General features: G+C 66.4%; 28 protein-coding genes and 1 tRNA gene. 24 read left to right on the top strand and 5 right to left on the bottom strand.

The genetic code is table 11. The features are described from left to right. Window positions 1-2: 2 nt before the first annotated feature. The 10 genes from hisA to tatC all read left to right on the top strand — a co-directional run bounded on the left by hisA (window position 3) and on the right by tatC (window position 5,652). Entirely contained in the window at window positions 3-746 is a 744-nt protein-coding gene (hisA, locus tag ABEA07_RS00880; protein ID WP_345535259.1) for a 1-(5-phosphoribosyl)-5-[(5-phosphoribosylamino)methylideneamino]imidazole-4-carboxamide isomerase, read from the top strand. Window positions 747-773: 27 nt separating this feature from the next. Then, window positions 774-1,616 (top strand): D-hexose-6-phosphate mutarotase, encoded by an 843-nt coding sequence (locus ABEA07_RS00875; protein WP_345535257.1) that lies wholly within the window; start codon window positions 774-776, stop codon window positions 1,614-1,616. Window positions 1,617-1,636: 20 nt separating this feature from the next. Further along, window positions 1,637-2,416 (top strand): imidazole glycerol phosphate synthase subunit HisF, encoded by a 780-nt coding sequence (gene hisF / locus ABEA07_RS00870; RefSeq protein WP_345535256.1) that lies wholly within the window; start codon window positions 1,637-1,639, stop codon window positions 2,414-2,416. 35 nt (window positions 2,417-2,451) lie between these two features. Continuing rightward, window positions 2,452-2,853 carry a phosphoribosyl-AMP cyclohydrolase gene (gene hisI, locus ABEA07_RS00865; RefSeq protein WP_486391903.1) on the top strand — a complete coding sequence of 134 codons (402 nt, stop codon included), beginning with the start codon at window positions 2,452-2,454 and terminating at the stop codon, window positions 2,851-2,853. Next, window positions 2,850-3,242 (top strand): phosphoribosyl-ATP diphosphatase, encoded by a 393-nt coding sequence (locus ABEA07_RS00860; RefSeq protein ID WP_425584050.1) that lies wholly within the window; start codon window positions 2,850-2,852, stop codon window positions 3,240-3,242. The genes hisI and ABEA07_RS00860 overlap by 4 nt, the downstream gene beginning before the upstream one ends. Before the next feature lie 20 nt (window positions 3,243-3,262). After that, complete coding sequence (locus tag ABEA07_RS00855; protein ID WP_345535254.1) at window positions 3,263-3,652, top strand: DUF4870 family protein; 390 nt, start codon at window positions 3,263-3,265, stop codon at window positions 3,650-3,652. Continuing rightward, window positions 3,642-4,010, top strand: a complete 369-nt coding sequence (locus ABEA07_RS00850) for a histidine triad nucleotide-binding protein (RefSeq protein ID WP_345535253.1) — start codon at window positions 3,642-3,644, stop codon at window positions 4,008-4,010. The genes ABEA07_RS00855 and ABEA07_RS00850 overlap by 11 nt, the downstream gene beginning before the upstream one ends. 76 nt (window positions 4,011-4,086) lie before the next feature. Continuing rightward, on the top strand, window positions 4,087-4,323 hold the full coding sequence (gene tatA / locus ABEA07_RS00845; protein ID WP_345535252.1) for a Sec-independent protein translocase subunit TatA: 237 nt from the start codon (window positions 4,087-4,089) through the stop codon (window positions 4,321-4,323). Between the two features lie 16 nt (window positions 4,324-4,339). Next, window positions 4,340-4,801 carry a Sec-independent protein translocase protein TatB gene (gene tatB / locus ABEA07_RS00840; RefSeq protein WP_345535250.1) on the top strand — a complete coding sequence of 154 codons (462 nt, stop codon included), beginning with the start codon at window positions 4,340-4,342 and terminating at the stop codon, window positions 4,799-4,801. Window positions 4,802-4,854: 53 nt separating this feature from the next. Next, a complete protein-coding gene (gene tatC, locus ABEA07_RS00835) occupies window positions 4,855-5,652 on the top strand; it encodes a twin-arginine translocase subunit TatC (protein ID WP_345535248.1) in 798 nt (265 codons plus the stop codon). Between the two features lie 23 nt (window positions 5,653-5,675). Here the strand turns inward: tatC and ABEA07_RS00830 are convergent, their stop codons facing one another. After that, a complete protein-coding gene (locus ABEA07_RS00830; RefSeq protein ID WP_345535247.1) occupies window positions 5,676-6,836 on the bottom strand; it encodes a S1C family serine protease in 1,161 nt (386 codons plus the stop codon). A gap of 154 nt (window positions 6,837-6,990) precedes the next feature. Here ABEA07_RS00830 and ABEA07_RS00825 point away from each other — a divergent pair, with 154 nt between their 5' ends. Then, window positions 6,991-7,767 carry a Nif3-like dinuclear metal center hexameric protein gene (locus ABEA07_RS00825; protein ID WP_345535246.1) on the top strand — a complete coding sequence of 259 codons (777 nt, stop codon included), beginning with the start codon at window positions 6,991-6,993 and terminating at the stop codon, window positions 7,765-7,767. 50 nt (window positions 7,768-7,817) lie between these two features. Further along, window positions 7,818-8,864: a 4-hydroxythreonine-4-phosphate dehydrogenase PdxA gene (gene pdxA / locus ABEA07_RS00820; RefSeq protein WP_345535245.1), complete on the top strand. Its 1,047-nt coding sequence runs from the start codon at window positions 7,818-7,820 to the stop codon at window positions 8,862-8,864. On the opposite strand, the gene mscL is transcribed toward pdxA, so the two are convergent. Continuing rightward, on the bottom strand, window positions 8,851-9,279 hold the full coding sequence (mscL, locus tag ABEA07_RS00815; RefSeq protein WP_345535244.1) for a large conductance mechanosensitive channel protein MscL: 429 nt from the start codon (window positions 9,277-9,279) through the stop codon (window positions 8,851-8,853). The genes pdxA and mscL overlap by 14 nt on opposite strands. 145 nt (window positions 9,280-9,424) lie before the next feature. On the opposite strand from mscL, the gene petA reads away from it, so the two are divergent. The 6 genes from petA (at window position 9,425) to ABEA07_RS00785 (ending at window position 13,664) form a co-directional block, all read left to right on the top strand. Then, window positions 9,425-10,039: a ubiquinol-cytochrome c reductase iron-sulfur subunit gene (gene petA / locus ABEA07_RS00810; RefSeq protein WP_345535243.1), complete on the top strand. Its 615-nt coding sequence runs from the start codon at window positions 9,425-9,427 to the stop codon at window positions 10,037-10,039. 16 nt (window positions 10,040-10,055) lie between these two features. Continuing rightward, window positions 10,056-11,456 (top strand): cytochrome b, encoded by a 1,401-nt coding sequence (locus ABEA07_RS00805; protein ID WP_345535242.1) that lies wholly within the window; start codon window positions 10,056-10,058, stop codon window positions 11,454-11,456. Window positions 11,457-11,476: 20 nt separating this feature from the next. Next, window positions 11,477-12,232 (top strand): cytochrome c1, encoded by a 756-nt coding sequence (locus tag ABEA07_RS00800; protein ID WP_345535241.1) that lies wholly within the window; start codon window positions 11,477-11,479, stop codon window positions 12,230-12,232. A gap of 104 nt (window positions 12,233-12,336) precedes the next feature. Next, the gene (locus tag ABEA07_RS00795; RefSeq protein ID WP_345535240.1) at window positions 12,337-12,948 is read left to right on the top strand and encodes a glutathione S-transferase N-terminal domain-containing protein; all 612 of its coding nucleotides are present in this window, start codon (window positions 12,337-12,339) and stop codon (window positions 12,946-12,948) included. 30 nt (window positions 12,949-12,978) lie between these two features. Beyond that, window positions 12,979-13,530 carry a ClpXP protease specificity-enhancing factor gene (locus ABEA07_RS00790; protein ID WP_345535239.1) on the top strand — a complete coding sequence of 184 codons (552 nt, stop codon included), beginning with the start codon at window positions 12,979-12,981 and terminating at the stop codon, window positions 13,528-13,530. A gap of 58 nt (window positions 13,531-13,588) precedes the next feature. Then, window positions 13,589-13,664: transfer RNA gene (locus ABEA07_RS00785), tRNA-Thr, on the top strand. Between the two features lie 42 nt (window positions 13,665-13,706). Here the strand turns inward: ABEA07_RS00785 and ABEA07_RS00780 are convergent. After that, the gene (locus ABEA07_RS00780) at window positions 13,707-14,117 is read right to left on the bottom strand and encodes a hypothetical protein (RefSeq protein ID WP_345535237.1); all 411 of its coding nucleotides are present in this window, start codon (window positions 14,115-14,117) and stop codon (window positions 13,707-13,709) included. 131 nt (window positions 14,118-14,248) lie between these two features. Here ABEA07_RS00780 and ABEA07_RS00775 point away from each other — a divergent pair, with 131 nt between their 5' ends. Beyond that, window positions 14,249-14,599 (top strand): hypothetical protein, encoded by a 351-nt coding sequence (locus ABEA07_RS00775; protein ID WP_345535235.1) that lies wholly within the window; start codon window positions 14,249-14,251, stop codon window positions 14,597-14,599. Window positions 14,600-14,643: 44 nt separating this feature from the next. Beyond that, complete coding sequence (locus tag ABEA07_RS00770; protein WP_345535234.1) at window positions 14,644-15,213, top strand: GNAT family N-acetyltransferase; 570 nt, start codon at window positions 14,644-14,646, stop codon at window positions 15,211-15,213. A 51-nt stretch (window positions 15,214-15,264) separates the two neighbouring features. On the opposite strand, the gene ABEA07_RS00765 is transcribed toward ABEA07_RS00770, so the two are convergent. Then, on the bottom strand, window positions 15,265-15,570 hold the full coding sequence (locus ABEA07_RS00765) for a DciA family protein (protein ID WP_345535233.1): 306 nt from the start codon (window positions 15,568-15,570) through the stop codon (window positions 15,265-15,267). A gap of 173 nt (window positions 15,571-15,743) precedes the next feature. On the opposite strand from ABEA07_RS00765, the gene secA reads away from it, so the two are divergent. From secA to ABEA07_RS00745, 4 genes are all read left to right on the top strand, one after another. After that, the gene (secA, locus tag ABEA07_RS00760; RefSeq protein WP_345535231.1) at window positions 15,744-18,527 is read left to right on the top strand and encodes a preprotein translocase subunit SecA; all 2,784 of its coding nucleotides are present in this window, start codon (window positions 15,744-15,746) and stop codon (window positions 18,525-18,527) included. An 8-nt stretch (window positions 18,528-18,535) separates the two neighbouring features. Beyond that, complete coding sequence (gene argJ / locus ABEA07_RS00755; RefSeq protein ID WP_345535230.1) at window positions 18,536-19,765, top strand: bifunctional glutamate N-acetyltransferase/amino-acid acetyltransferase ArgJ; 1,230 nt, start codon at window positions 18,536-18,538, stop codon at window positions 19,763-19,765. Window positions 19,766-19,897: 132 nt separating this feature from the next. After that, window positions 19,898-20,767, top strand: coding sequence for an ATP-binding protein (locus ABEA07_RS00750; protein WP_345535228.1), 870 nt, complete (start codon window positions 19,898-19,900; stop codon window positions 20,765-20,767). Window positions 20,768-20,775: 8 nt separating this feature from the next. After that, on the top strand, window positions 20,776-21,201 hold the full coding sequence (locus ABEA07_RS00745; RefSeq protein ID WP_345535227.1) for an NUDIX domain-containing protein: 426 nt from the start codon (window positions 20,776-20,778) through the stop codon (window positions 21,199-21,201). Here the strand turns inward: ABEA07_RS00745 and ABEA07_RS00740 are convergent. Then, on the bottom strand, window positions 21,195-21,410 hold the full coding sequence (locus tag ABEA07_RS00740) for a DNA gyrase inhibitor YacG (protein ID WP_345535226.1): 216 nt from the start codon (window positions 21,408-21,410) through the stop codon (window positions 21,195-21,197). The genes ABEA07_RS00745 and ABEA07_RS00740 overlap by 7 nt on opposite strands. Between the last annotated feature and the right edge of the window lie 130 nt (window positions 21,411-21,540).

The following is a 21,540-nucleotide window of genomic DNA, read 5'->3' as shown; positions in this document are numbered from 1 at the left end:
CCATGCTCCTCATTCCCGCGATTGACCTCAAGGATGGCCACTGTGTTCGCCTCAAGCAGGGCGACATGGACCAGTCCACCATCTTCAGCGAAGACCCGGCCGCCATGGCGCGGCGGTGGATCGAGGCCGGCGCGCGCCGGCTTCACCTGGTCGATCTGAACGGCGCCTTCGCGGGCAAGCCGCAGAACCATGCCGCGATCAAGGCGATCCTGCGCGAGGTGGGTGACGACATCCCGGTGCAGCTCGGCGGCGGCATCCGCGACCTGGACACCATCGAGCGCTACATCGACGATGGCCTGCGCTACGTGATCATCGGCACCGCCGCCGTCAAGAACCCGGGCTTCCTGAAGGACGCCTGCAGCGCCTTCGGCGGCCACATCATCGTCGGCCTCGATGCCAAGGACGGCAAGGTTGCCACCGACGGCTGGAGCAAACTCACCGGCCACGAGGTGTCCGACCTGGGCAAGAAGTTCGAGGACTACGGCGTCGAGTCCATCATCTACACCGACATCGGCCGCGACGGCATGCTCTCGGGCATCAACATCGACGCCACCGTCAAGCTCGCGCAGGCCCTCACCATCCCGGTGATCGCCTCGGGCGGGCTGTCGAACATGGCCGACATCGACAAACTCTGCGCGGCCGAGTCCGAAGGCATCGAGGGCGTGATCTGCGGCCGCGCCATCTATTCGGGCGACCTGGACTTCGCTGCCGCGCAGGCGCGCGCCGACGAACTGGCCGAGCAATAGCGAGCCGGCCCGGCGCATCGAGCCCTCATGCCTCTTCAAAGCCTGGATTTCCGAGGACAACCTGCGCTGCAGCTCGCCCTGCCGGACGGCAGCGCCTGCACGGTGGCGCTGCACGGCGCACAGGTGCTCTCGTGGATGACGGCGGACGGGATCGAGCGCCTCTACCTGAGCCCCGATGCCAGGTTCGATGGCCGCAGCGCCATCCGCGGCGGCGTGCCGATCTGCTGGCCCCAGTTCAACCAGCGCGGCCTGCTTCCCAAGCACGGCTTCGTGCGCAATATCGCCTGGCGCGCCGAGGCGGGTGGCACGGACGGCCCGGCCGACACCCTGGTTCTCACGCTGCACGACGACGAAGCCACCCGAGCGATCTGGCCGCATGCCTTCCATGCCCGCCTGGCCGTGACGCTGGCCCCCCGGTCGCTGCGCGTGGCCCTGCACATCGACAACACTGGCGGCGCGCCCTGGTCCTTCGCTGCAGCACTGCACAGCTACCTGCGCGTGGATGAGCTCACCGAGGCGCACCTGGAGGGCCTGCAGGGCGCCAACCGCTGGGACGCAGTGCGCGATGACCGCCACGTCGACCTGGCGCCGGCCCTTCGCTTCGGCACCGAGTTCGACAGCGTCTACACCGCGCCCGCACAGCCCCTTCACTTGGTGCAGCCCGCCGGCACGCTCGAGATCACCCAAAGCGCGAGCTGCACCGAAACCGTGGTCTGGAACCCGGGCCCCGAGTTGAGCGTCCGGCTGGAAGACCTCCCCGACGACGGCTGGCGCCACATGCTCTGCGTCGAAGCCGCGCGCATCGACGAGCCGGTGCTGCTGGCGCCGGGCGGCAACTGGGTGGGCTGGCAGCAGCTCACCGTCCTTTGAGCGACTCCCCAAGATTCTTCATGCTGGCCAAGCGCATCATTCCCTGCCTCGACGTGACCGGCGGCCGCGTCGTGAAGGGCGTCAACTTCGTCGAACTGCGCGATGCCGGCGATCCGGTCGAGATCGCGGCCCGCTACAACGCGCAGGGCGCGGACGAACTGACCTTCCTGGACATCACGGCCACCAGCGACGACCGCGACCTGATCCTGCCGATCATCGAGGCGGTCGCGTCGCAGGTCTTCATTCCCCTGACCGTGGGCGGCGGCGTGCGCACGGTCGAGGACGTGCGTCGCCTGCTGAACGCCGGAGCCGACAAGACCAGCTTCAACTCGGCGGCCATTGCGAACCCGCAGGTGATCGATGACGCCTCGCACAAGTACGGCGCGCAGTGCATCGTGGTCGCGATCGACGCCAAGCGCCGCTCGGCCGAGGACGCCGCGACGCGTGGCCCGGGCTGGGACGTCTACAGTCACGGCGGGCGCAAGAACACAGGCCTGGACGCCGTGCAATGGGCGGTCGAAATGGCGCGCCGCGGGGCGGGCGAGATCCTGCTGACCAGCATGGACCGCGACGGCACCAGGAGCGGTTTCGACCTCGAGCTGACCCGTGCGGTGAGCGACGCAGTCAGCGTGCCGGTGATTGCCTCGGGCGGCGTGGGCAGCCTGGACGACCTGGCCGACGGCGTCCAGGCCGGCCGCGCCGACGCCGTGCTGGCGGCCAGCATCTTCCACTATGGCCAGCACACGGTCGGCGAGGCCAAGGCCCGCATGGCCGAGCGCGGGATTGCCGTGCGGATTTAGCTGCCTCGTGCCGGGCAGGCACGACAATAGGCCCCATGAACTGGCTCGACGAAGTGAAATGGGATGCGAACGGCCTGGTGCCGGTGATCGCGCAGGAACGCGGCAGCAAGGATGTCCTCATGTTTGCCTGGATGGACCGCGAGGCCCTGGCCGAAACGGCCAAGCTGGGCCGCGCGGTCTACTTCAGCCGCTCGCGCGGCAAGCTGTGGTTCAAGGGCGAGGAATCGGGCCACGTGCAGACGGTGCACGAGATCCGCATGGACTGCGACAACGACGTGCTCCTGCTCCAGGTCACCCAGACCGGCCACGAGCCCGGCATCGCGTGCCACACGGGCCGTCACAGCTGTTTCTTCAGCAAATACGAAGATGGCCGCTGGACGGTGACCGAGCCGGTCTTGAAAGACCCCCGGGCGATCTACTCCGCCACACCGAGATGAGCACCGACCCTGCACCGAAGCACCCCATGGAAGACGCACTGGCCCGCCTGGCGGCCGTGATCGAAAGCCGCCTGCCCGCGCAGGGCGGCGACCCGGACAAGAGCTACGTCGCGCGCCTTTTGCACCGCGGCCCCGACGCCTTCCTCAAGAAGATCGGCGAGGAAGCCACCGAGGTCGTGATGGCCGCCAAGGACGCCGACCACGGCGGCGAGCGCGCGAAGATCGTGAACGAAGTTGCCGACCTGTGGTTCCACAGCATGGTGGCGCTGGCCCACTACGGCTTTTCGCCGAGCGACGTCATCGCCGAGCTGGAGCGCCGCGAAGGCACCAGCGGCATCGAGGAAAAGGCCCTGCGGAAAGCGCAGGCACGCGAAGTTTCCAACGATTGAAGGGGTAAAGGACGCACGCCATGGCCAACGAAATCGTGTCCGTCGAGCCCGACAGCTCCCTCAAGACCTGGGGCTGGATCAGCTACATCCTCCACCTGGTGGTGGCCGTGGGCGCCGTGCTGCCCGGGGCCCAGGCCTCGGTTGCCCTGCTGCTCATCGCGCTGGTGATCGACCTGGTCAAGCGCGACGACGCCGCCGGCAGCTGGCAGGCCTCGCATTTCAGCTGGCGCATCCGCTCGGTGCTGTGGGCCGGCGTGGCCTACGTGCTGACGGCCTGGCTCTGGCTGCTGTTCCTGCTGCCCGGCTGGCTGGCCTGGGCGCTGATTTCACTCTGGTTCCTTTACCGCATCGTCAAGGGGATGGTGCGAATGAATGCGGGCCGGTCCATGGAGCCTTCGAATGTCCTCTGAGCCTCACGACCCGAATTGCATCTTCTGCAAGATCATTGCGGGACAGATCCCCTCCCGCAAGGTCTACGAAGACGAGGAGCTGTTCGGCTTCCACGACATCGCGCCTTGGGCGCCGGTGCACTTCATGCTGGTGCCCAAGCGCCACATCCCTTCCATGGCGCAGGTCACGCCGGAGGATTCGGCGCTGCTCGGCAAGATCATGATCCTGGCGCCCAAGCTGGCCCTGGAGCAGGGCTGCAGGCCCTATCCGCAGGGCGGCTTCCGCATCGTCGTCAATACCGGCGCCGAAGGCGGGCAGGAGGTTCACCATCTCCATGTCCACGTCATGGGTGGTCCGAGGCCCTGGCTCAAGGGTTGATCGAGGGTTGATATTCCCGCCATGGGGTCACAGGCATGGCCCCGACTAAAATCTGCAGATTCTTCAGGAGTAATCCATGGGTTCACTTTCCATCTGGCACTGGCTGATCGTGCTGCTCGTCGTCGTGATGATCTTCGGCACCAAGAAGCTGAGAAACATGGGTTCCGACCTGGGCGGCGCCGTCAAGGGCTTCAAGGACGGCATGAAGGACGGCTCGGCCCCCGAGACGCCCGCTGCCCCCAATCCCCAGGTGAGCAGCAACAACAGCGCCGACAAGTCCACCATCGACGTCGAAGCGCGCCAGAAGTCCTGAGTTCTCTGCTGATTCCGTGATCGATCTTGGCATTTCGAAACTCGCCCTGATCGGCGCCGTCGCGCTGATCGTGATCGGCCCCGAGAAGCTGCCGCGGGTGGCGCGCACCGTGGGCACGCTGCTGGGCAAGGCCCAGCGCTATGTCAACGACGTCAAGGCCGAGGTCAACCGCTCGATGGACCTGGACGAACTGCGCAAGATGAAGGACACGGTCCAGGATGCGGCCCGCGAAGTCGAGCACAGCATCCAGACCGGCGCCAGCGACTTCGAGAAGCAGTTCGCGGACATCGGGCAGGAGGCTTCCGGCCCGCTGGCCGAGCCGCCCCCGAGTTACCCTGAATACAAGCACCCGCGCAAGAAGTGGCGCCTGAAGCAGGGCGCCATGCCACAGTGGTACAAGGCACGCACCGGCGTGCGCACCCGCGCACTGTCCGGCGCCGCTCGCGTGGCCCGCTACCGTCCCCACAAGATCAACTGAGAGCCGCCCGGCCGCGTCGCAGCGCGCCCTCTCTTCGCCCGCAGCGCCCCCACATGGCCGACTCCCCCGACAAGAACAAAGAAGACGAACTGGCCGGCACCGAGCAGCCCTTCGTGGCGCACCTCATGGAGCTGCGCGACCGCCTGCTCTATTGCGTCTACGGGCTGGTCGTGGCCGGCATCTTGCTGGCGATCTGGCCTGGGCCCGCCGGCTTGATCGACGTGGTCGCCATACCCATCCGCGCCCACATGCCCCCGGACGCCAAGCTGATCGCGGTGGGCGTGTTCTCGCCTTTCTTCGTGCCGCTCAAGGTGCTGCTGATGGCGGCGGTGCTGCTGGCGTTGCCCTGGCTCATGTATCAGGCCTGGATGTTCGTCGCGCCGGGCCTTTACAGCCACGAAAAGAAGTTCGCGCTGCCGCTGATCATCTTCGGCAGCTTCCTGGCTTACGCGGGCATCGCCTTCGTGCAGTTCTTCGTCCTGGATAAGATGTTCGGCTTCATCCAGCACTTCACGCCGGCGAGCGTGGCGGCCACACCGGACATCGCCTCCTACGTGGAGTCCATCCTCTCGCTCTACCTGGCCTTCGGCGTCGCCTTCCAGGTGCCGATCGTGGTCATGCTGCTGGTGCGCTTCGACATGGTCACCATCGAGAAGCTGAAGGCCTTTCGCGGTTATTTCATCGTGCTGGCCTTCGTGGTCGCGGCGGTGCTGACGCCGCCCGACGTGGTGTCGCAACTGGCCCTGGCGGTGCCGATGTGCCTTCTCTACGAGGTGGGCATCGTGGCGGCGCGCTACTTCTCCAAGCACACCCGCGCGCCCGAGGAAAGCGCCGATTCGGCGCAGTCCTGAGAAGGTGTGAACGACGCCAGCCCTTATTCAGGCTGGCCCGGCACCCGTCGCACCGGAGACTTGGGCCGCAGGCCCGGTGTCACGTCCAGCTCCATGCGGTCGCTGCCGCGCTGCAGCGCGAAGCGCGCGCTGTTGCCGGGCTTCAGGCCCGCCACGGCGGTGAGCAGTTCCTGCACATTGCCAATCGGCTTGTCGCCCACCGCGGTGATCACGTCACCCGGGCGCACGCCCGCGCGCGCCGCCGGGCCGTTCTGCAGCACGCCGGTAATGATCACCCCCTTGCTGGCCTTGACGCCGAAAGTCTCCGCCAGCTCGGGCGAGAGGTCGTTCGGCTCCACGCCGATCCATCCTCGCGTGACCTTGCCTTCCTTGACGATGTCCTCCAGCACTTGCTTGGCGGTGGAGACGGGAATGGCGAAGCCGATGCCCAGGCTGCCGCCGGAGCGCGAGTAGATCGCCGTGTTGATTCCCTGCAGGTTGCCGTTGACATCGATCAGTGCGCCGCCCGAGTTGCCGGGATTGATGGCCGCGTCGGTCTGGATGAAGTTCTCGAAGGTGTTGATGCCCAGCTGGTTGCGGCCGAGTGCGGAGACGATGCCGCTGGTCACGGTCTGACCCACGCCGAAGGGATTGCCGATGGCGAGCACCTGGTCGCCGACCTGCAGGTTGTCGGAGTTGCCCAGGACGACCGCGGGCAGCTTGTCGAGTTCGATCTTCAGCACCGCGAGGTCGGTGTCGGGATCGGTGCCGATCACCTTGCCGCGCGCATGGCGGCTGTCGTTGAGGGTGACGTCGATTTCGTCAGCACCCTCCACCACGTGGTTGTTGGTGAGGATGTACCCGTCGGTGCTCACGATCACGCCGCTGCCCAGCCCGACCTGCGGCTGATCGCCCTGGTCGCCGAAGAAGAAGCGGAACCACGGGTCCTCGCTGCGCGGGCTGCGCCGCGCCGCCTTGCTGGTGTTGATGCTGACCACGGCCGGCGAGGCCTTTTTCGCTGCCGCGCTCAGGCTTCCGGGTGCCACCGCGCCCGGAGCGGCCGCCGGCGCCTCGATCACCGACACCACGCCGCCCAGCGAAGTGGAGCGGCGGCCGATCCACTCGGGCTTGAGCGTGGCAACCACGAAATAGGCCGCCAGCATGACGGTGACGGCTTGGGCAAACAGCAGCCAGGTGCGTTTCATGAAGAAAAAAATGATGGAGAGACGAGGGCGGCCCACCGTATCGGCACGGGGGTAAGTCCGCATTGTCCCTCAACGGCCGCCCCCCGTGGATGCGCGAGCGCGAGCGCGTGCGCGTGGGCGTGCGTGTGCCGCCGGCCGGCGCCACAATGGCGCAATGAGCACCACCCGCCACGAACTGCTGCATGCCCTCGACCTGCTGCTCGCACCGGAGCGCTTCAAGGATTACGGACCCAACGGCCTGCAGGTCGAGGGCCGCACGACGGTGCGCAAGATCGTCTCGGGCGTGACGGCCAGTCGCGCCTTGATCGAAGCGGCCATCCTGGCCGAGGCCGATGCGATCTTCGTCCACCACGGCCTGTTCTGGCGTGGCCAGGACGGCCGCGTGACCGGCTGGATGAAGCAGCGCCTGGGCCTGCTGCTGGGCGACGACGTCAGCTTGTTCGCCTATCACCTGCCGCTCGATGCGCATCCGGAGCTCGGCAACAACGCCCAGTTGGGGCTCAAGCTGGGGCTGGTGGCGCACCCCGGCTCGGCTGGGCGCTTCGGCGAGCAGGAGATCGGATTCATCGGGTGGCGCAGCGACGGCGAAAGCTTCACCAGTGCCAAGGCGCTGGCGGGACACGTGGAGAAGGCGCTGGGCAAGAGGCCGACGCTGGTCGACGTGCCGGCGCCGCGGCCCATCCGAACCGTGGCCTGGTGCACGGGCGGCGCGCAGGGCTACTTCGAGGCGGCCATCGCGGCCGGCGCGGACGCCTTCATCACCGGTGAGATCTCCGAGCCGCAGGCGCACTACGCGCGTGAGATGGGTGTGGCCTTTCTGGCCTGTGGCCATCACGCGACCGAGCGCTACGGCGCGCCGGCCGTGGCCGCCCACGTGGCGGCACAGCTCGGCTGCGCCCATGAGTTCCTCGACATCGACAACCCGGCATGAGTTGCACGGCCGCCCCGAAGACGAAGTCTGCCGGCGGGGAAGAGGCATATGTGAATCGCCCGAGCATTGCCATCACCCTGGGTGATCCGGCCGGTATCGGCCCGGAGATCATCGCCAAGGCCTTTCGCGACGCGCCGGAACTGCTGCAGGGCTGCTTCGTCGCGGGTGACGTCGGCATCGTGCGCAAGGCCGCGCAGATGCTTGAGGCGCCTGCCCGACCGGCGCTGCCCGTCGCGCTGATCGAATCGCTGCGCGACGTTGCCGCGGTGCCGCCGCGCTGCATCCCCGTCATGCAGGTGACGCCGCCGCCCGTCGCGCCCATCCCGACGGGCGCCATCAGCGCCGAAGCCGGCCGCATCGCCGGCGAATGCGTGGTCTGGGCCGCGCGCGCCGCCCTGCGGGGCGAGGTCGGCGGCCTGGTGACCGCGCCGCTGCACAAGGAGGCCTTGGCCGCTGCCGGCTACGCCTTCCCAGGCCACACCGAGCTGCTACAGGCCGAGGCCGCCGCCCACCTGGGCCGGCCCGTGGCCGACATGCCGGTCCGCATGATGCTGGCCAACGACGAGCTGCGCACGGTTCTCGTGAGCATCCACATGTCGCTGCGCGACGCGATCGAGGCCGTGCGATTCGGCAACGTGCTGCAGACGCTGCGCATCACGCATGCCTCGCTGTCGGCGGTGCTGGGGCGTGCGCCGAAGATCGGCGTGGCGGGACTCAATCCGCATGCGGGAGAGGGCGGCCTGTTCGGCAGCGAGGAACGCGAGATCATCGCACCGGCCATCGCGGCAGCACGCGCCGAAGGCATCGATGCCGATGGCCCTCATTCGCCCGACACCGTCTTCATGCGCGCCCGCGCCACCGCGCGGCGTGCCGGCGCGTTCGACGTGGTGGTCGCGATGTACCACGACCAGGGCCTGATCCCGGTCAAGTACATGGGCGTGGAGAAGGGTGTGAACGTGACGCTGGGGCTGCCGCTGGTGCGCACGAGCCCCGATCACGGGACGGCCTTCGACATCGCGGGCCGCGGGCTCGCCGACGCGTCCAGTCTCGTCGAGGCGATCCGCGTGGCGCGCGCCCTGGTCCTCAGGGGTGCTTGAGGCTGTCGCGGATCTCGCGCAGCAGGACGATGTCTTCCGGCGGAGCGGCCGGTGCCGGCGCGGCCTCTTCCTTCCTGCGCAGCCGATTGATCTGCTTGACCATCATGAAGATGATGAAGGCCAGGATCACGAAGTTGACGACGATGGTGATGAAGTTGCCGTAGGCGAGTACCGGCACGCCGGCCTTTTTCAAGTCGGCGAGGGTGTTGGGTACGTTGGGCGGTATGGTGCCCAGCACCACGTAGAGGTTCGAAAAATCGAGCTTGCCGAACACGAGGCCGACGATGGGCATGATGATGTCGGACACGATGGAATCGACGATCTTGCCGAAGGCCGCGCCGATGATCACGCCGACTGCGAGATCGATCACATTGCCCTTGACCGCGAATTCGCGAAACTCCTTCATGAAGCTCATGCCCGTCACCTCGCGTGCTTGTTGTTGGATCGAAGGAGTATAGAGGGCCCCCTCAACCGCGGCGCCTGCGTTGAATTCGCTTTTTACGCTCCGCTACAATCGTCGGTTGACCCAAGCCACCAGCGAAGAAGATTGAGGACCCCCCATGAGTGACATCCCGGTCGGCCGCCAGCGGATCGACAGCAGCAAGCGGACATGGTTGATCGCATCAGGCTGTGCCGGCGCAGTGGGCGGAGTGGCCACCGCCATTCCGTTCGTCAGCACCTTCCAACCTTCTGAAAAGGCCAAGGCAGCCGGTGCGCCGGTGGAGGTCGACATCGGCGGCCTGCAACCTGGCGAGAAGATGACCGTCGAGTGGCGCGGAAAGCCGGTGTGGATACTCAAGCGCACGCCGGCCCAGGTGGCCGAGCTGCCCAAGCTGGACGGCCAGCTCGCCGACCCGCAGTCCAAGCGCAACCCCGACGAGTTCACGCCCGAGTACGCGCGCAACGAGAACCGCTCGATCAAGCCCGACGTCCTGGTGGTCGTGGGCATCTGCACGCACCTCGGTTGCTCGCCGATCGACAAGCTTCAGGCCGGTCCGCAGCCCTCGCTGCCCGACAACTGGGAGGGCGGCTTCCTCTGTCCCTGCCATGGCTCGACCTTCGACCTGGCCGGCCGCGTCTTCAAGAACAAGCCCGCACCCGACAACCTGCCGGTGCCGCCGCACATGTACCTCTCCGACACGCGCCTTCTGATCGGCGAAGACAAGAAGGCCTGAGGAGGAGTACGCAAACATGGCTGAATTCAAGGAAATCTCGCCCAACGCCCCCGCCGGCGACAAGCTGCTGAACTGGGTCGACAACCGCTTCCCGCTGACGAAGCTTTGGAACGACCAGTGGGGCCAGTATTACGCGCCGAAGAACTTCAACTTCTGGTACATCTTCGGCTCGCTCGCGATGCTGGTCCTCGTGATCCAGATCGTGACAGGCATCTTCCTGGTGATGCACTACAAGCCCGACGCGGCCCAGGCCTTCGCGTCGGTCGAGTACATCATGCGCGACGTGCCCTGGGGCTGGCTGATCCGCTACATGCACTCCACGGGGGCCTCGGCCTTCTTCATCGTGGTGTACCTGCACATGTTCCGCGGTCTCATCTACGGCAGCTACCGCAAGCCGCGCGAGCTGATCTGGATCTTCGGCTGCGCGATCTTCCTGTGCCTGATGGCCGAGGCCTTCATGGGCTACCTCCTGCCCTGGGGCCAGATGAGCTACTGGGGTGCGCAGGTGATCGTGAACCTCTTTTCCGCCATCCCCTTCGTCGGTCCTGACCTGGCGCTCCTGATCCGAGGCGACTACGTGGTAAGCGACGCCACGCTGAACCGCTTCTTCAGCTTCCATGTGATCGCCGTGCCGCTCGTGTTGCTCGGTCTGGTCGTGGCGCACCTGATCGCGCTGCACGAAGTCGGGTCCAACAACCCCGACGGCATCGAGATCAAGGCGAAGCGCGGCCCCGATGGCCATCCGCTGGACGGCATTCCCTCGCACCCGTACTACACCGTGCACGACATCTTCGGTGTGGTGGTGTTCCTCACCATCTTCTCGGCCGTGATCTTCTTCGCGCCTGAAGCCGGCGGCTACTTCCTGGAGTACAACAACTTCATCCCGGCCGACCCGCTGAAGACGCCCAACCACATCGCGCCGGTCTGGTACTTCACGCCCTTCTATTCGATGCTGCGTGCCATCACCAGCGAGATGATGTACGCGCTCATCGCCTGCGTCGTGGCCGCTGCCGCCTTCGGTGTCTGGAAGGCCCACGTCGCTGCCATCTTCAAGGCCGTCATCGTCATCGCCGCCGTCATCGTCGCTGCGATGATGCTGTCGATCGATGCCAAGTTCTGGGGCGTGGTCGTGATGGGCGGCGCCGTCGTCATCCTGTTCTTCCTGCCCTGGCTGGACAACAGCCCCGTGCGCTCGATTCGCTACAGGCCGGGCTGGCACTGGTATCTGTACGGCCTGTTCGTCATCAACTTCGTGATCCTGGCCTACCTCGGCGTGCAGCCGCCTTCGCCGATCGGCGAGCGCGTGTCCCAGGTCGGAACGCTTTTCTATTTCGGTTTCTTCCTGCTGATGCCGTGGTGGAGCCGTCTCGGTGAATTCAAGCCGGTGCCCGAGCGCGTGACCTTCCACGCGCACTGAGAGAACCGGAGCCCACGACAATGAAGAAACTGATCCTCACGTTGATCGCAGCGCTCGGCATCGCCGCCGGCGCGCAGGCCGCCGAGGGCGGCATCGCCTGGGACAAGGCACCGAACAAGACCAACGACTTGGCCGCGCTGCAGAACGGTGCCAAGCTCTTCGTCAACTACTGCCTCAACTGCCACTCGGCAGCGTTCATGCGCTACAACCGGCTGCAGGACATCGGCATCAGCGAGCAGCAGATCAAGGACAACCTGCTGTTCACGACCGAGAAGGTCGGCGAGACGATGAAGGCCAACCTCGACCCGGTCCAGGCCAAGGCATGGTTCGGCGGTATCCCGCCCGATCTCACGCTGGTCGCGCGCTCGCGGGCCGGCCACGGGGGCACGGGTGCTGACTACCTCTACACCTATCTGCGCACCTTCTACCGCGACGACACCAAGGCCACCGGCTGGAACAACCTCGCCTTCCCGAGCGTGGGCATGCCCCACGTGTTGTGGGAACTGCAGGGTGATCGCCGCCCGGTGTTCGACAAGGTCGAGTCCCACGGCCATGCGACCGAGGTCTTCAAGGGCTGGGAGCAGGTCAGCCCCGGCACGATGACGCCGCTGCAGTTCGACCAGGCGATGGGCGACCTCGTCGCCTACATGCAGTGGATGGCCGAGCCGGCGCAGAACACGCGCATCCGCGTCGGCGTTTGGGTCATGCTGTTCCTGGTCATGGCGCTGGTCTTCGTGTGGCGCCTCAACGCGTCGTACTGGAAGGACGTGAAGTAGGTGTTTTAGACATGGGAGCGCGACCCGGTTCGCCGGGCACGCGTCCTTTCAGAGTGGGTTGCTGCCGGCAACCCACTCTTTTTGATTTTTAGGAGCCTTACGCCATGATGGTCTTGTATTCCGGAACGACCTGCCCCTTTTCCCATCGCTGCCGCTTCGTCCTCTTCGAGAAGGGCATGGACTTCGAAATCCGCGACGTCGACCTGTACAACAAGCCCGAAGACATCAGCGTGATGAACCCTTACGGCCAGGTGCCGATCCTGGTGGAGCGGGACCTCATCCTGTACGAGTCGAACATCATCAACGAGTACATCGACGAGCGATTCCCGCACCCGCAATTGATGCCCGGCGACCCGGTCGACCGCGCCCGTGTGCGCCTGTTCCTGCTCAATTTCGAGAAGGAACTGTTCGTCCATGTCTCCACCCTCGAGAACCGCAGCTCCAAGGGCAACGAGAAGGCCCTGGAGAAGGCGCGCGCCCACATCCGCGACCGCCTGACCCAGCTCGCGCCGGTGTTCCTCAAGAACAAGTACATGCTTGGCGACAATTTCTCCATGTTGGATGTCGCCATCGCGCCACTGCTCTGGCGCCTGGATTACTATGGCATCGACCTCAGCAAGAACGCCGCACCGCTGCTGAAGTACGCCGAGCGGATCTTCTCCCGTCCGGCCTACATCGAAGCGCTGACGCCGTCCGAAAAGGTCATGCGCAAGTAACCGCCAATTGCTGCCGATCGCCTGTTTCTCATGATCAACGCGCTGGAGTCCTCTTCCACCCGCCCGTACCTGATCCGGGCGTTGTACGAGTGGTGCACGGACAACGGCTTCACTCCCTATGTCGCGGTGCAGGTGGACGACACCGTGCAGGTGCCGCGCGAATACGTGAAGAACGGCGAGATCGTGCTGAACATCAGCTTCGACGCGACCAGCTCGCTGAAGCTGGGCAATGACTTCATCGAGTTCAAGGCGCGCTTCGCCGGGACGGCCCGGGAGATCAGCGTGCCGGTAGGGCGCGTCATCGCGATCTATGCGCGCGAGAACGGACAGGGCATGGCTTTTCCCGCGCCAGTTCCTGCGCCCACGCCTGCCGAAGCTGGTGCTGCCGCGACGCCTCGCATGTCCCTGCGTGACGCCTCCAAGGGCGTCGAAGCCGATGTCGGCAAGGTGGTCCATCTGGTCAGCGGCGAAGCCGGTGCGGACGACGCGGCCGCTCCTCCTGCATCCTCCGACCCGGAGGATCCACCGCGCCCGCCCGGCGCCAGCGGCGGCGGGCGGCCTTCGCTCAAGCGCATCAAATAGCCATTGGCCGAGGGGCGGCTGCCCAAGCCCCCGGTAGAATCGGCCCCCACATCTCCATGCCGCTTTAGCTCAGTTGGTAGAGCACCCGCCTTGTAAGCGGTAGGTCGTCAGTTCGATTCCGACAAGCGGCACCACCTTCTCAAGCTGTCGTTTCGCCGTTTCGTGCTGCGGGCCCGCTAGCCCAGCAGGGCGTGCGCTGCTGTCAGTCCTATCGCCATGGCGGCGCCGAAGGCCGCGAACGCGGCAGGGGTTCTCGAACGCGGCTCCAAGATCAGCGCTGCGGCGCAGCCCAGAAAAAGAAAGGGGAGCGGGACCACCACCGGCAAGGAAAGGACCACCGTATCCGTGAGCGCGGCGCCGAGTCTCATCGCGCCCGGCAGGGTCCAGCGCATGCCTAATAGCGGAAGCGCCGCGATCGCCATGCACAAGAGAAAGCTGCCGAAGAGCCACTCCAGAGGTGGCGGGCTCCATCCCCTGTCGCTCGTGCTCAGGGGGTGAGGCCATTCCACCTCGTCGAGCTCGTCGACCGTCTTGTTCGCATGCTGCAGTGCGTGATGCAGAAAGGGGCTGGCAGTGAGCAAGTTCATGCCGGGCAATGTAGGCAGAACCTTCGCCGATGCCGCGGACGAACGGCCGGGGTATCGAATGAAGCTACCTTGCGTTCAGGGCCTGGTTACCACATCGGGCCAATGGGCTCCCGCTCTGAGACACTGTCGACATGAACCCTGAAGGCACATCGCTATGGAGCCGATTCTGGTCGCCCGCCGGCATGCTCGAGCCTGTGCCCCCCGGCATCAGTGACGACGAGGCCGCGGAGGTCGCTTACCGCAACGCGCTCTGGCTCAGGAGCTACATGGACATGTACATTCTCCGCTGGGCCTGCCTGTGGCTCGCGCTGCTGGCGCTGGCCATCCTCGGCCACAGCTACGAGCTTCCCGGCATCCTCCAGGCAATTGCTCTCGTCGGCACCATCTTCGGCTTTGGGGGCATGCTGCGCATGATTGCGACTTACCGCCATGCGGCCAAGGTGGTCCGGCACCGCATTGCCGCCGGCAGACGCGCGATGTGACACGAGGGCGGTGCGAGACTGCAGCGGTGACCGGAGCCGAACGCATGAACCTGTCCATCGAACCTCTATCGCCGGCGCATTTCGAGGGCTTGCGCGAAGCGCTCGACACAGTGGCGCGCGAGAAGCGCTTTCTGGCGTTCACGCAGGCGCCTGCCGCGGACGAATGCCGTGCCTTCTACACGTCCATCATCGAGAACGAGTGGTGCCAGCGGGTGGCGGTGCTGGATGGCGCGGTGGTCGGCTGGTGCGACGTCTTGCCGACGCACGGGCAGGCACGCGCCCACGTCGGGACCCTGGGGATCGGGCTGATTCCCTCGGCTCGGCATCAGGGCATCGGCACCTTGCTAATGGTGGCCACCATCGAGGCCGCATGGGCGACAGGGCTGACGCGCATCGAGCTGACAGTCCGCGCCGACAACCTGAACGCCAAGGCGCTGTACGAGCGCCTGGGATTCCGCGTCGAGGGGTTGCTGCGCGACGCTTTCCGGGTCGACGGCGAATACTGCGACAGCCACGCGATGGCGCTGCTGCGCATGCATTGGCGAACGCCGATGGCCGGCGTCGGGGCGGTGCCGACCGCAACGGGGTTCCCGGTTCGGCATCCTGGTCAATGATGCGCCGAGGATACGGGGACAGCCGGCGGCGCTCGGCTGCCAACTGCAGGCTCAGCGGCGCGTCAGGACTTTGAGGCGCAAGGCTGTCTCGGCCCAGCCCCGGGACTTCAGCCGCGCCTGCAGCGCGGGCAGCAACTGCCGCAGCTTCGCGGCGGCGGCGCTGCCCTGCACCAGCAGGCACCAGTTGCCCTCCTCGACGGGGCCGGCCTGGACGGCGGCACGCATTTCGGGCGGAATCAGGTCTCGGATCGCCTGCAGGCGCTCCTGGGAATCGCGGGCACGCGCCATCAGCCCGGCGAGGGTCGGAGAATCCTCGGCGGCTTGCTGCAGGGAGACAGGGTGTGAACGGCGGTTCATGCGTGAAGGCGCCAGGCGGCGCGGCTAAAATGCCCGGTTTGCCGGCGTACGCGCCGGTGGGGCCGAGCGCCTGGTGTGTTGATTCTGCGCCAGGCGTGCCCACCTGCTTTCACTATCTTAGGAATTTCGGTCGCGCAGCCCGCATGCCATGGGGGCGCTGTCGACCCGCTCGCATGGCCACCAACTTCCTGACCCAGATCTTCGGCAGTCGCAACGACCGGCTCCTCAAGCAGTATCGCAAGACCGTCGATCGCATCAACGCGCTCGAGGCCGGCTTCGAAAAGCTCAGCGACGAGGCGCTGCGTGCCAAGACCCAGGAGTTCAAGGACCGACTCGGTCGCGGCGAAACGCTGGACGACCTGCTGCCCGAGGCTTTTGCCACCGTGCGCGAAGGCTCCAAGCGCGTGATGAAGATGCGCCACTTCGACGTGCAGTTGCTCGGCGGCATGGCGCTGCACCACGGCAAGATCTCCGAAATGCGCACCGGTGAGGGCAAGACTCTCACCGCGACGCTGCCGGTCTACCTGAACGCGCTGACCGGCAAGGGCGTACACGTGGTGACCGTCAACGACTACCTGGCCAACCGTGACGCCCGGTGGATGGGCCGGCTCTACAACTTTCTCGGCCTCAGCGTGGGGATCAACCTGCCGCAGATGCCGCGCGAGGAAAAGCAGCAGGCCTATGGGAGCGACATCACCTACGGCACCAACAACGAGTACGGCTTCGACTACCTGCGCGACAACATGGTCTACGAGACGCAGGACCGGGTTCAGCGGGGGCTCAACTACGCCATCGTGGACGAGGTGGACTCGATCCTCATCGACGAGGCGCGCACGCCGCTGATCATCAGCGGCCAGGCCGAAGACCACACCGACCTGTATCTGGCGATCAACAAGGTGGTGCCCCTGCTCACGCGCCAGGAGGGCGAGGCGGACCCGCGCACCGGCGAGGGCGTGACCAAGCCGGGCGACTTCACGGTCGACGAGAAGACGCACCAGGTCTTCCTGACCGAGGACGGCCACGAGAAGGCCGAGCAGATCCTCTCCGAGTTCAAGCTGCTGCCCGAGGGCGCCTCGCTCTACGATCCGGCCAACATCACGCTGATGCATCACCTCAATGCGGCGCTGCGCGCGCGGCATCTCTACCACCGCGACCAGCACTACGTGGTGCAGCAGGGCGAGGTGGTGATCGTGGACGAGTTCACCGGCCGCCTCATGACCGGCCGCCGCTGGAGCGACGGCCTGCACCAGGCGGTCGAGGCCAAGGAAGGCGTGCAGATCCAGGCCGAGAACCAGACCCTGGCCTCGATCACCTTCCAGAATTACTTCCGCCTCTACGCCAAGCTGGCCGGCATGACGGGCACGGCGGACACCGAGGCCTACGAGTTCCAGGAGATCTACGGCCTGGAGACCGTGATCATCCCGCCGAACAAGCCCAGCAAGCGCGATGACCAGCTCGACCGCGTCTACAAGACCACGCGTGAGAAGTACGAGGCCGCGATCGCCGACATCCGCGAGTGCTACGAGCGCGGCCAGCCGGTGCTGGTGGGCACGTCCTCGATCGAGAACTCCGAGATCATCGACGGGCTGCTGACCCAGGCCGGGCTGCCGCACCAGGTGCTCAATGCCAAGCAGCATGCGCGTGAGGCCGAGATCGTCGCGCAGGCCGGCCGGCCCAAGATGATCACCATCGCGACCAACATGGCCGGCCGCGGCACCGACATCGTGCTCGGCGGCAACGTGGACAAGCTGATCGAGGCCATCGAGGCGGACGAAAGCAAGGACCCGGCAACCCGGGCGGCCGAGATCGCGCAACTTCGCGCCACCTGGCAGAAGGACCACGAGTTCGTGAAGTCGCTCGGCGGCCTGCGCATCATCGCCACCGAGCGCCACGAGTCGCGCCGCATCGACAACCAACTGCGCGGCCGCTCGGGCCGGCAGGGGGACCCTGGCTCCTCGCGCTTCTACCTGGGCTTGGACGATCCGCTGATGCGCATCTTCGCGGGCGAGCGCGTCAAGGCCATCATGGACCGCCTCAAGATGCCCGATGGCGAGGCCATCGAGGCCGGCATCGTCACCCGCAGCATCGAGAGTGCGCAACGCAAGGTCGAGGCGCGCAACTTCGACATTCGCAAGCAGTTGCTCGAGTACGACGACGTCTCGAACGACCAGCGCAAGGTGATCTACCAGCAGCGCAACGACATCCTCGACGCGGCCGACCTGACGGCGCAGATCGCGGCGCTGCGCGAGGGCTGCTTCACCGACCTGGTTCGCCAGTACGTGCCGGCCGAATCGGTCGAGGAGCAGTGGGACCTGGCAGGCCTCGAGAAAGTCCTGGCCAACGAGTGGGGCATCGACATCCCGCTGCAGAAGGACGTGGAGGCTGCCACGGCCATGACCGACGAAGACATCGTCGAGAAAGTCAACGCCGCGGCCAACGAGGCCTTCAACGCCAAGGTGGCTCTGATCGGGCAGGAGAACTTCACCCAGTTCGAGCGCATGGTGCTGCTGCAGAGCATCGACACCCACTGGCGCGAGCACCTGGCCTCGCTGGACTACCTCCGCCAGGGTATCCATCTGCGCGGCTATGCACAGAAGCAGCCCAAGCAGGAATACAAGCGCGAGGCCTTCGAGCTCTTCGGCCAACTGCTCGATTCGGTCAAGAACGAGGTCACGCGCCAGCTCATGACGGTGCGCGTGCAATCCAGCGAGCAGTTGGAACAGGCCGCCGAGGCGATGGAGACCCGGGGCGAGAACGTCTCCAACATCACCTACAGCGCGCCCACCGAAACGGGCGAGGTCGAGGTCCGCGTCGACGAGGAAAGCCAGCGCCGGCTTGCCGCCATCGCTTCGGGCGTGCCGGCCGGGGCCGCCGCCTTCGGGCGCGTCGGCCGCAACGATCCCTGCCCTTGCGGTAGCGGCAGGAAATTCAAGCACTGCCACGGCAAACTCAGCTGAGACATCCCATGTCCGTGAATCTCACCGCCCCCGATCCTGCCGCGCTGCATGCGGTTCCCGGTATCCGCATCGGCGTGGCCGAAGCGGGCGTGCGCAAAGCCAACCGCAAAGACCTGACGGTGGTGCTGATCGACGAAGGCGCCGCCGTCGGCGGCGTGTTCACGCAGAACCGTTTTTGCGCCGCGCCCGTGCAGATCTGCCGCGAGCATCTGCAGAAGGATTTCGGCATCCGCGCGATGCTGATCAACACCGGCAACGCCAACGCCGGCACCGGCGAAGACGGCCTGGCCCGTGCGCGCGCCACCTGCATCGCGCTGGCCCGCCAGCTGGAACTCGCGCCGGAGCAGATCCTCCCTTTCTCGACGGGCGTGATCATGGAGCCGCTGCCCATCGACCGGATCGAGGCCGGCCTGCCCGCGGCGTTGGCCGATGCGCAACCCGATCACTGGGCGCGCGCGGCCGAGGGCATCATGACCACCGACACGGTGCCGAAGGCGGCGAGCCGCCAGGTGCAGATCGGCGGCGCGACCGTCAGCATCACCGGCATCAGCAAGGGCGCCGGCATGATTCGGCCCAACATGGCGACCATGCTGGGCTTCCTCGCCACGGACGCGAAGATCGCGCCGGCGCTGATCCAGCCGCTGGCCAAGGCTCTGGCCGACGCTTCCTTCAACCGCGTGACCATCGACGGCGACACCTCCACCAACGATTCCTTCGTGGTGATCGCGACGCAGAAGGCCGCCCACACCCGCATCGAGTCGCTGGACTCGGCCGAGGGGCGCCTGCTGGTGGAGGCGATGCAGGGGGTCGCGCGCCAGCTCGCCCAGGCCATCGTGCGCGATGGCGAGGGCGCGACCAAGTTCATCACGGTGCAGGTCGAAGGCGGCCGCGATGCCGCCGAGTGCCGCCAGGTGGCGTATGCCGTCGCCCACTCTCCGCTGGTGAAGACCGCCTTCTACGCGAGCGACCCGAACCTCGGGCGCATCCTGGCCGCGGTCGGCTATGCGGGCATCGCGGACCTGGACCAGACCGGCATCGACCTTTACCTCGACGACGTGCACGTGGCCGTCAAGGGCGGACGCAATCCGAGCTACCGTGAAGAAGACGGCCAGCGCGTGATGAAGCAGAGCGAGATCACCGTGCGCATCGTGCTCGGACGCGGCGATGCCGCCGACACCGTCTGGACCTGCGACCTGAGCCACGACTACGTGTCCATCAATGCCGACTATCGTTCGTGATGTCCACCCCCAGGCTTCGCGCACTTCGTGTCGCTACGCCAATTTCCTCACCGGGGGGCGACAGCAGCGGCCCGGCAAAGCCGGTTCCACGGTGTCCCTCGAACAGACGGCCGACCGTCATGGTCAAGCGGTATGAACGAAAAATTTGAAAGGCTGATCGAGCGCGCGGAGCAACTGATCGGCCGCATCGAATCGATCCTCCCCCAGCCGCTGTCGGCCCCCGCCGACTGGAATGCCGCCATCGCCTGGCGCTACCGCCGCCGCAGCTCGGGCCATGGCACCCTGGAGCCGGTGCGCCACGTGGCACCGATGCCGCTGGATGCGCTCAAGGAGATCGACGCCCAGAAGGAAAAGATCGAGCGCAACACCCGCCAGTTCGTGGAGGGCAAGCCGGCCAACAACGTGTTGCTGACGGGCGCGCGCGGAACCGGCAAGTCCTCGCTCATCCGCGCCTGCCTGCAGGCCTACGCGCCGCAGGGCTTGCGCCTGATCGAAGTCGACAAGGCCGAGCTGACGGACTTGCCGGACATCGTCGAGGTGGTGTCGCAGCGGCCCGAGAAGTTCATCGTTTTCAGCGACGACCTGAGCTTCGACGAGGGCGAGCCGGGTTACAAGGCGCTCAAGTCCATTCTGGACGGCTCGGTGGCCGCGGCCACGCCCAACGTGCTGATCTACGCGACCAGCAACCGCCGGCATCTGCTGCCCGAGTACATGAAGGACAACCTCAGCTACACCCACACAGAGGACGGCGAGGTGCATCCGGGCGAGGTGATCGAGGAGAAGATTTCGCTGTCGGAGCGCTTCGGCCTCTGGGTGAGCTTCTACCCTTTCAACCAGAACGAGTACCTCGCGATCGTGGCGCAGTGGCTGTCGTCCTTCGGGATCGACGAGACGACCATCGAGGCCGCCCGCCCCGAGGCGCTGGTCTGGGCGCTCGAGCGGGGTTCGCGCAGCGGGCGCGTGGCCTACCAGTTTGCGCGCGACTACGCGGGCAGGCACTGAGCGCGGCCATGGCCGAGGCGCGCAAGCACACCGAAGTGGCGGTTGGCATCCTGATCCGCGCGGCGGACGGGGCGCTGCTGCTTTCGACCCGGCCCGAGGGCAAGCCTTACGCGGGCTACTGGGAATTCCCGGGCGGCAAGATCGAGGCGGGCGAATCGATCGAGCAGGCATTGCGGCGCGAACTGCACGAGGAGCTGGGCATCACGATCGCCGGCGCCGAGGTCTGGAAGACCACCGAGCACGACTACCCCCATGCGCTGGTGAGGCTGCACTGGTGCAAGGTGCGCGCCTGGGACGGGGCGTTCGAGATGCGCGAGGGCCAGGCCATGTGCTGGCAGCAATTGCCGCTCACTGTGACGCCGGTGCTGCCCGGCGCCTTGCCGGTGCTCGCTTGGCTGACGCAGGAGCGCGGCCTGGCCGGCGCGGCCTACTGAATCTTCGGGTCGCCGAAGGGTTCGTCTTCCGGCGGCGCCTCGACCGGCATGCGGAACTCCTCGTTCGCCCACGCGCCGAGATCGATGCCCTTGCAGCGCGCGCTGCAGAAGGGCCGATAAGGATTGCTCGGAGCGTAGACGCTGTCCTTGCCGCAGGCGGGGCAGCGCACGATGCGCTCGCCCGAGGGGGTCTTTTTGCTGGCAACCATTTCAGTGGCTCCCCATTCACGCGACCCGACGTCTCATGGACTCGCGCGTGCGGGTCGGGGAACAGCACTCAACCGGCTTCGCCGGGTCGCTGGTGTTGCCCCCAGAGAGGGGATTGGCGGACCACACGAA

It is taken from the genome of Variovorax defluvii (assembly GCF_039541515.1).
Classification (GTDB): Bacteria; Pseudomonadota; Gammaproteobacteria; order Burkholderiales; family Burkholderiaceae_C; genus Variovorax; species Variovorax defluvii.
Note: the sequence above shows the minus strand (reverse complement) of the source record. Positions and strands in the feature narration are given on the sequence as shown.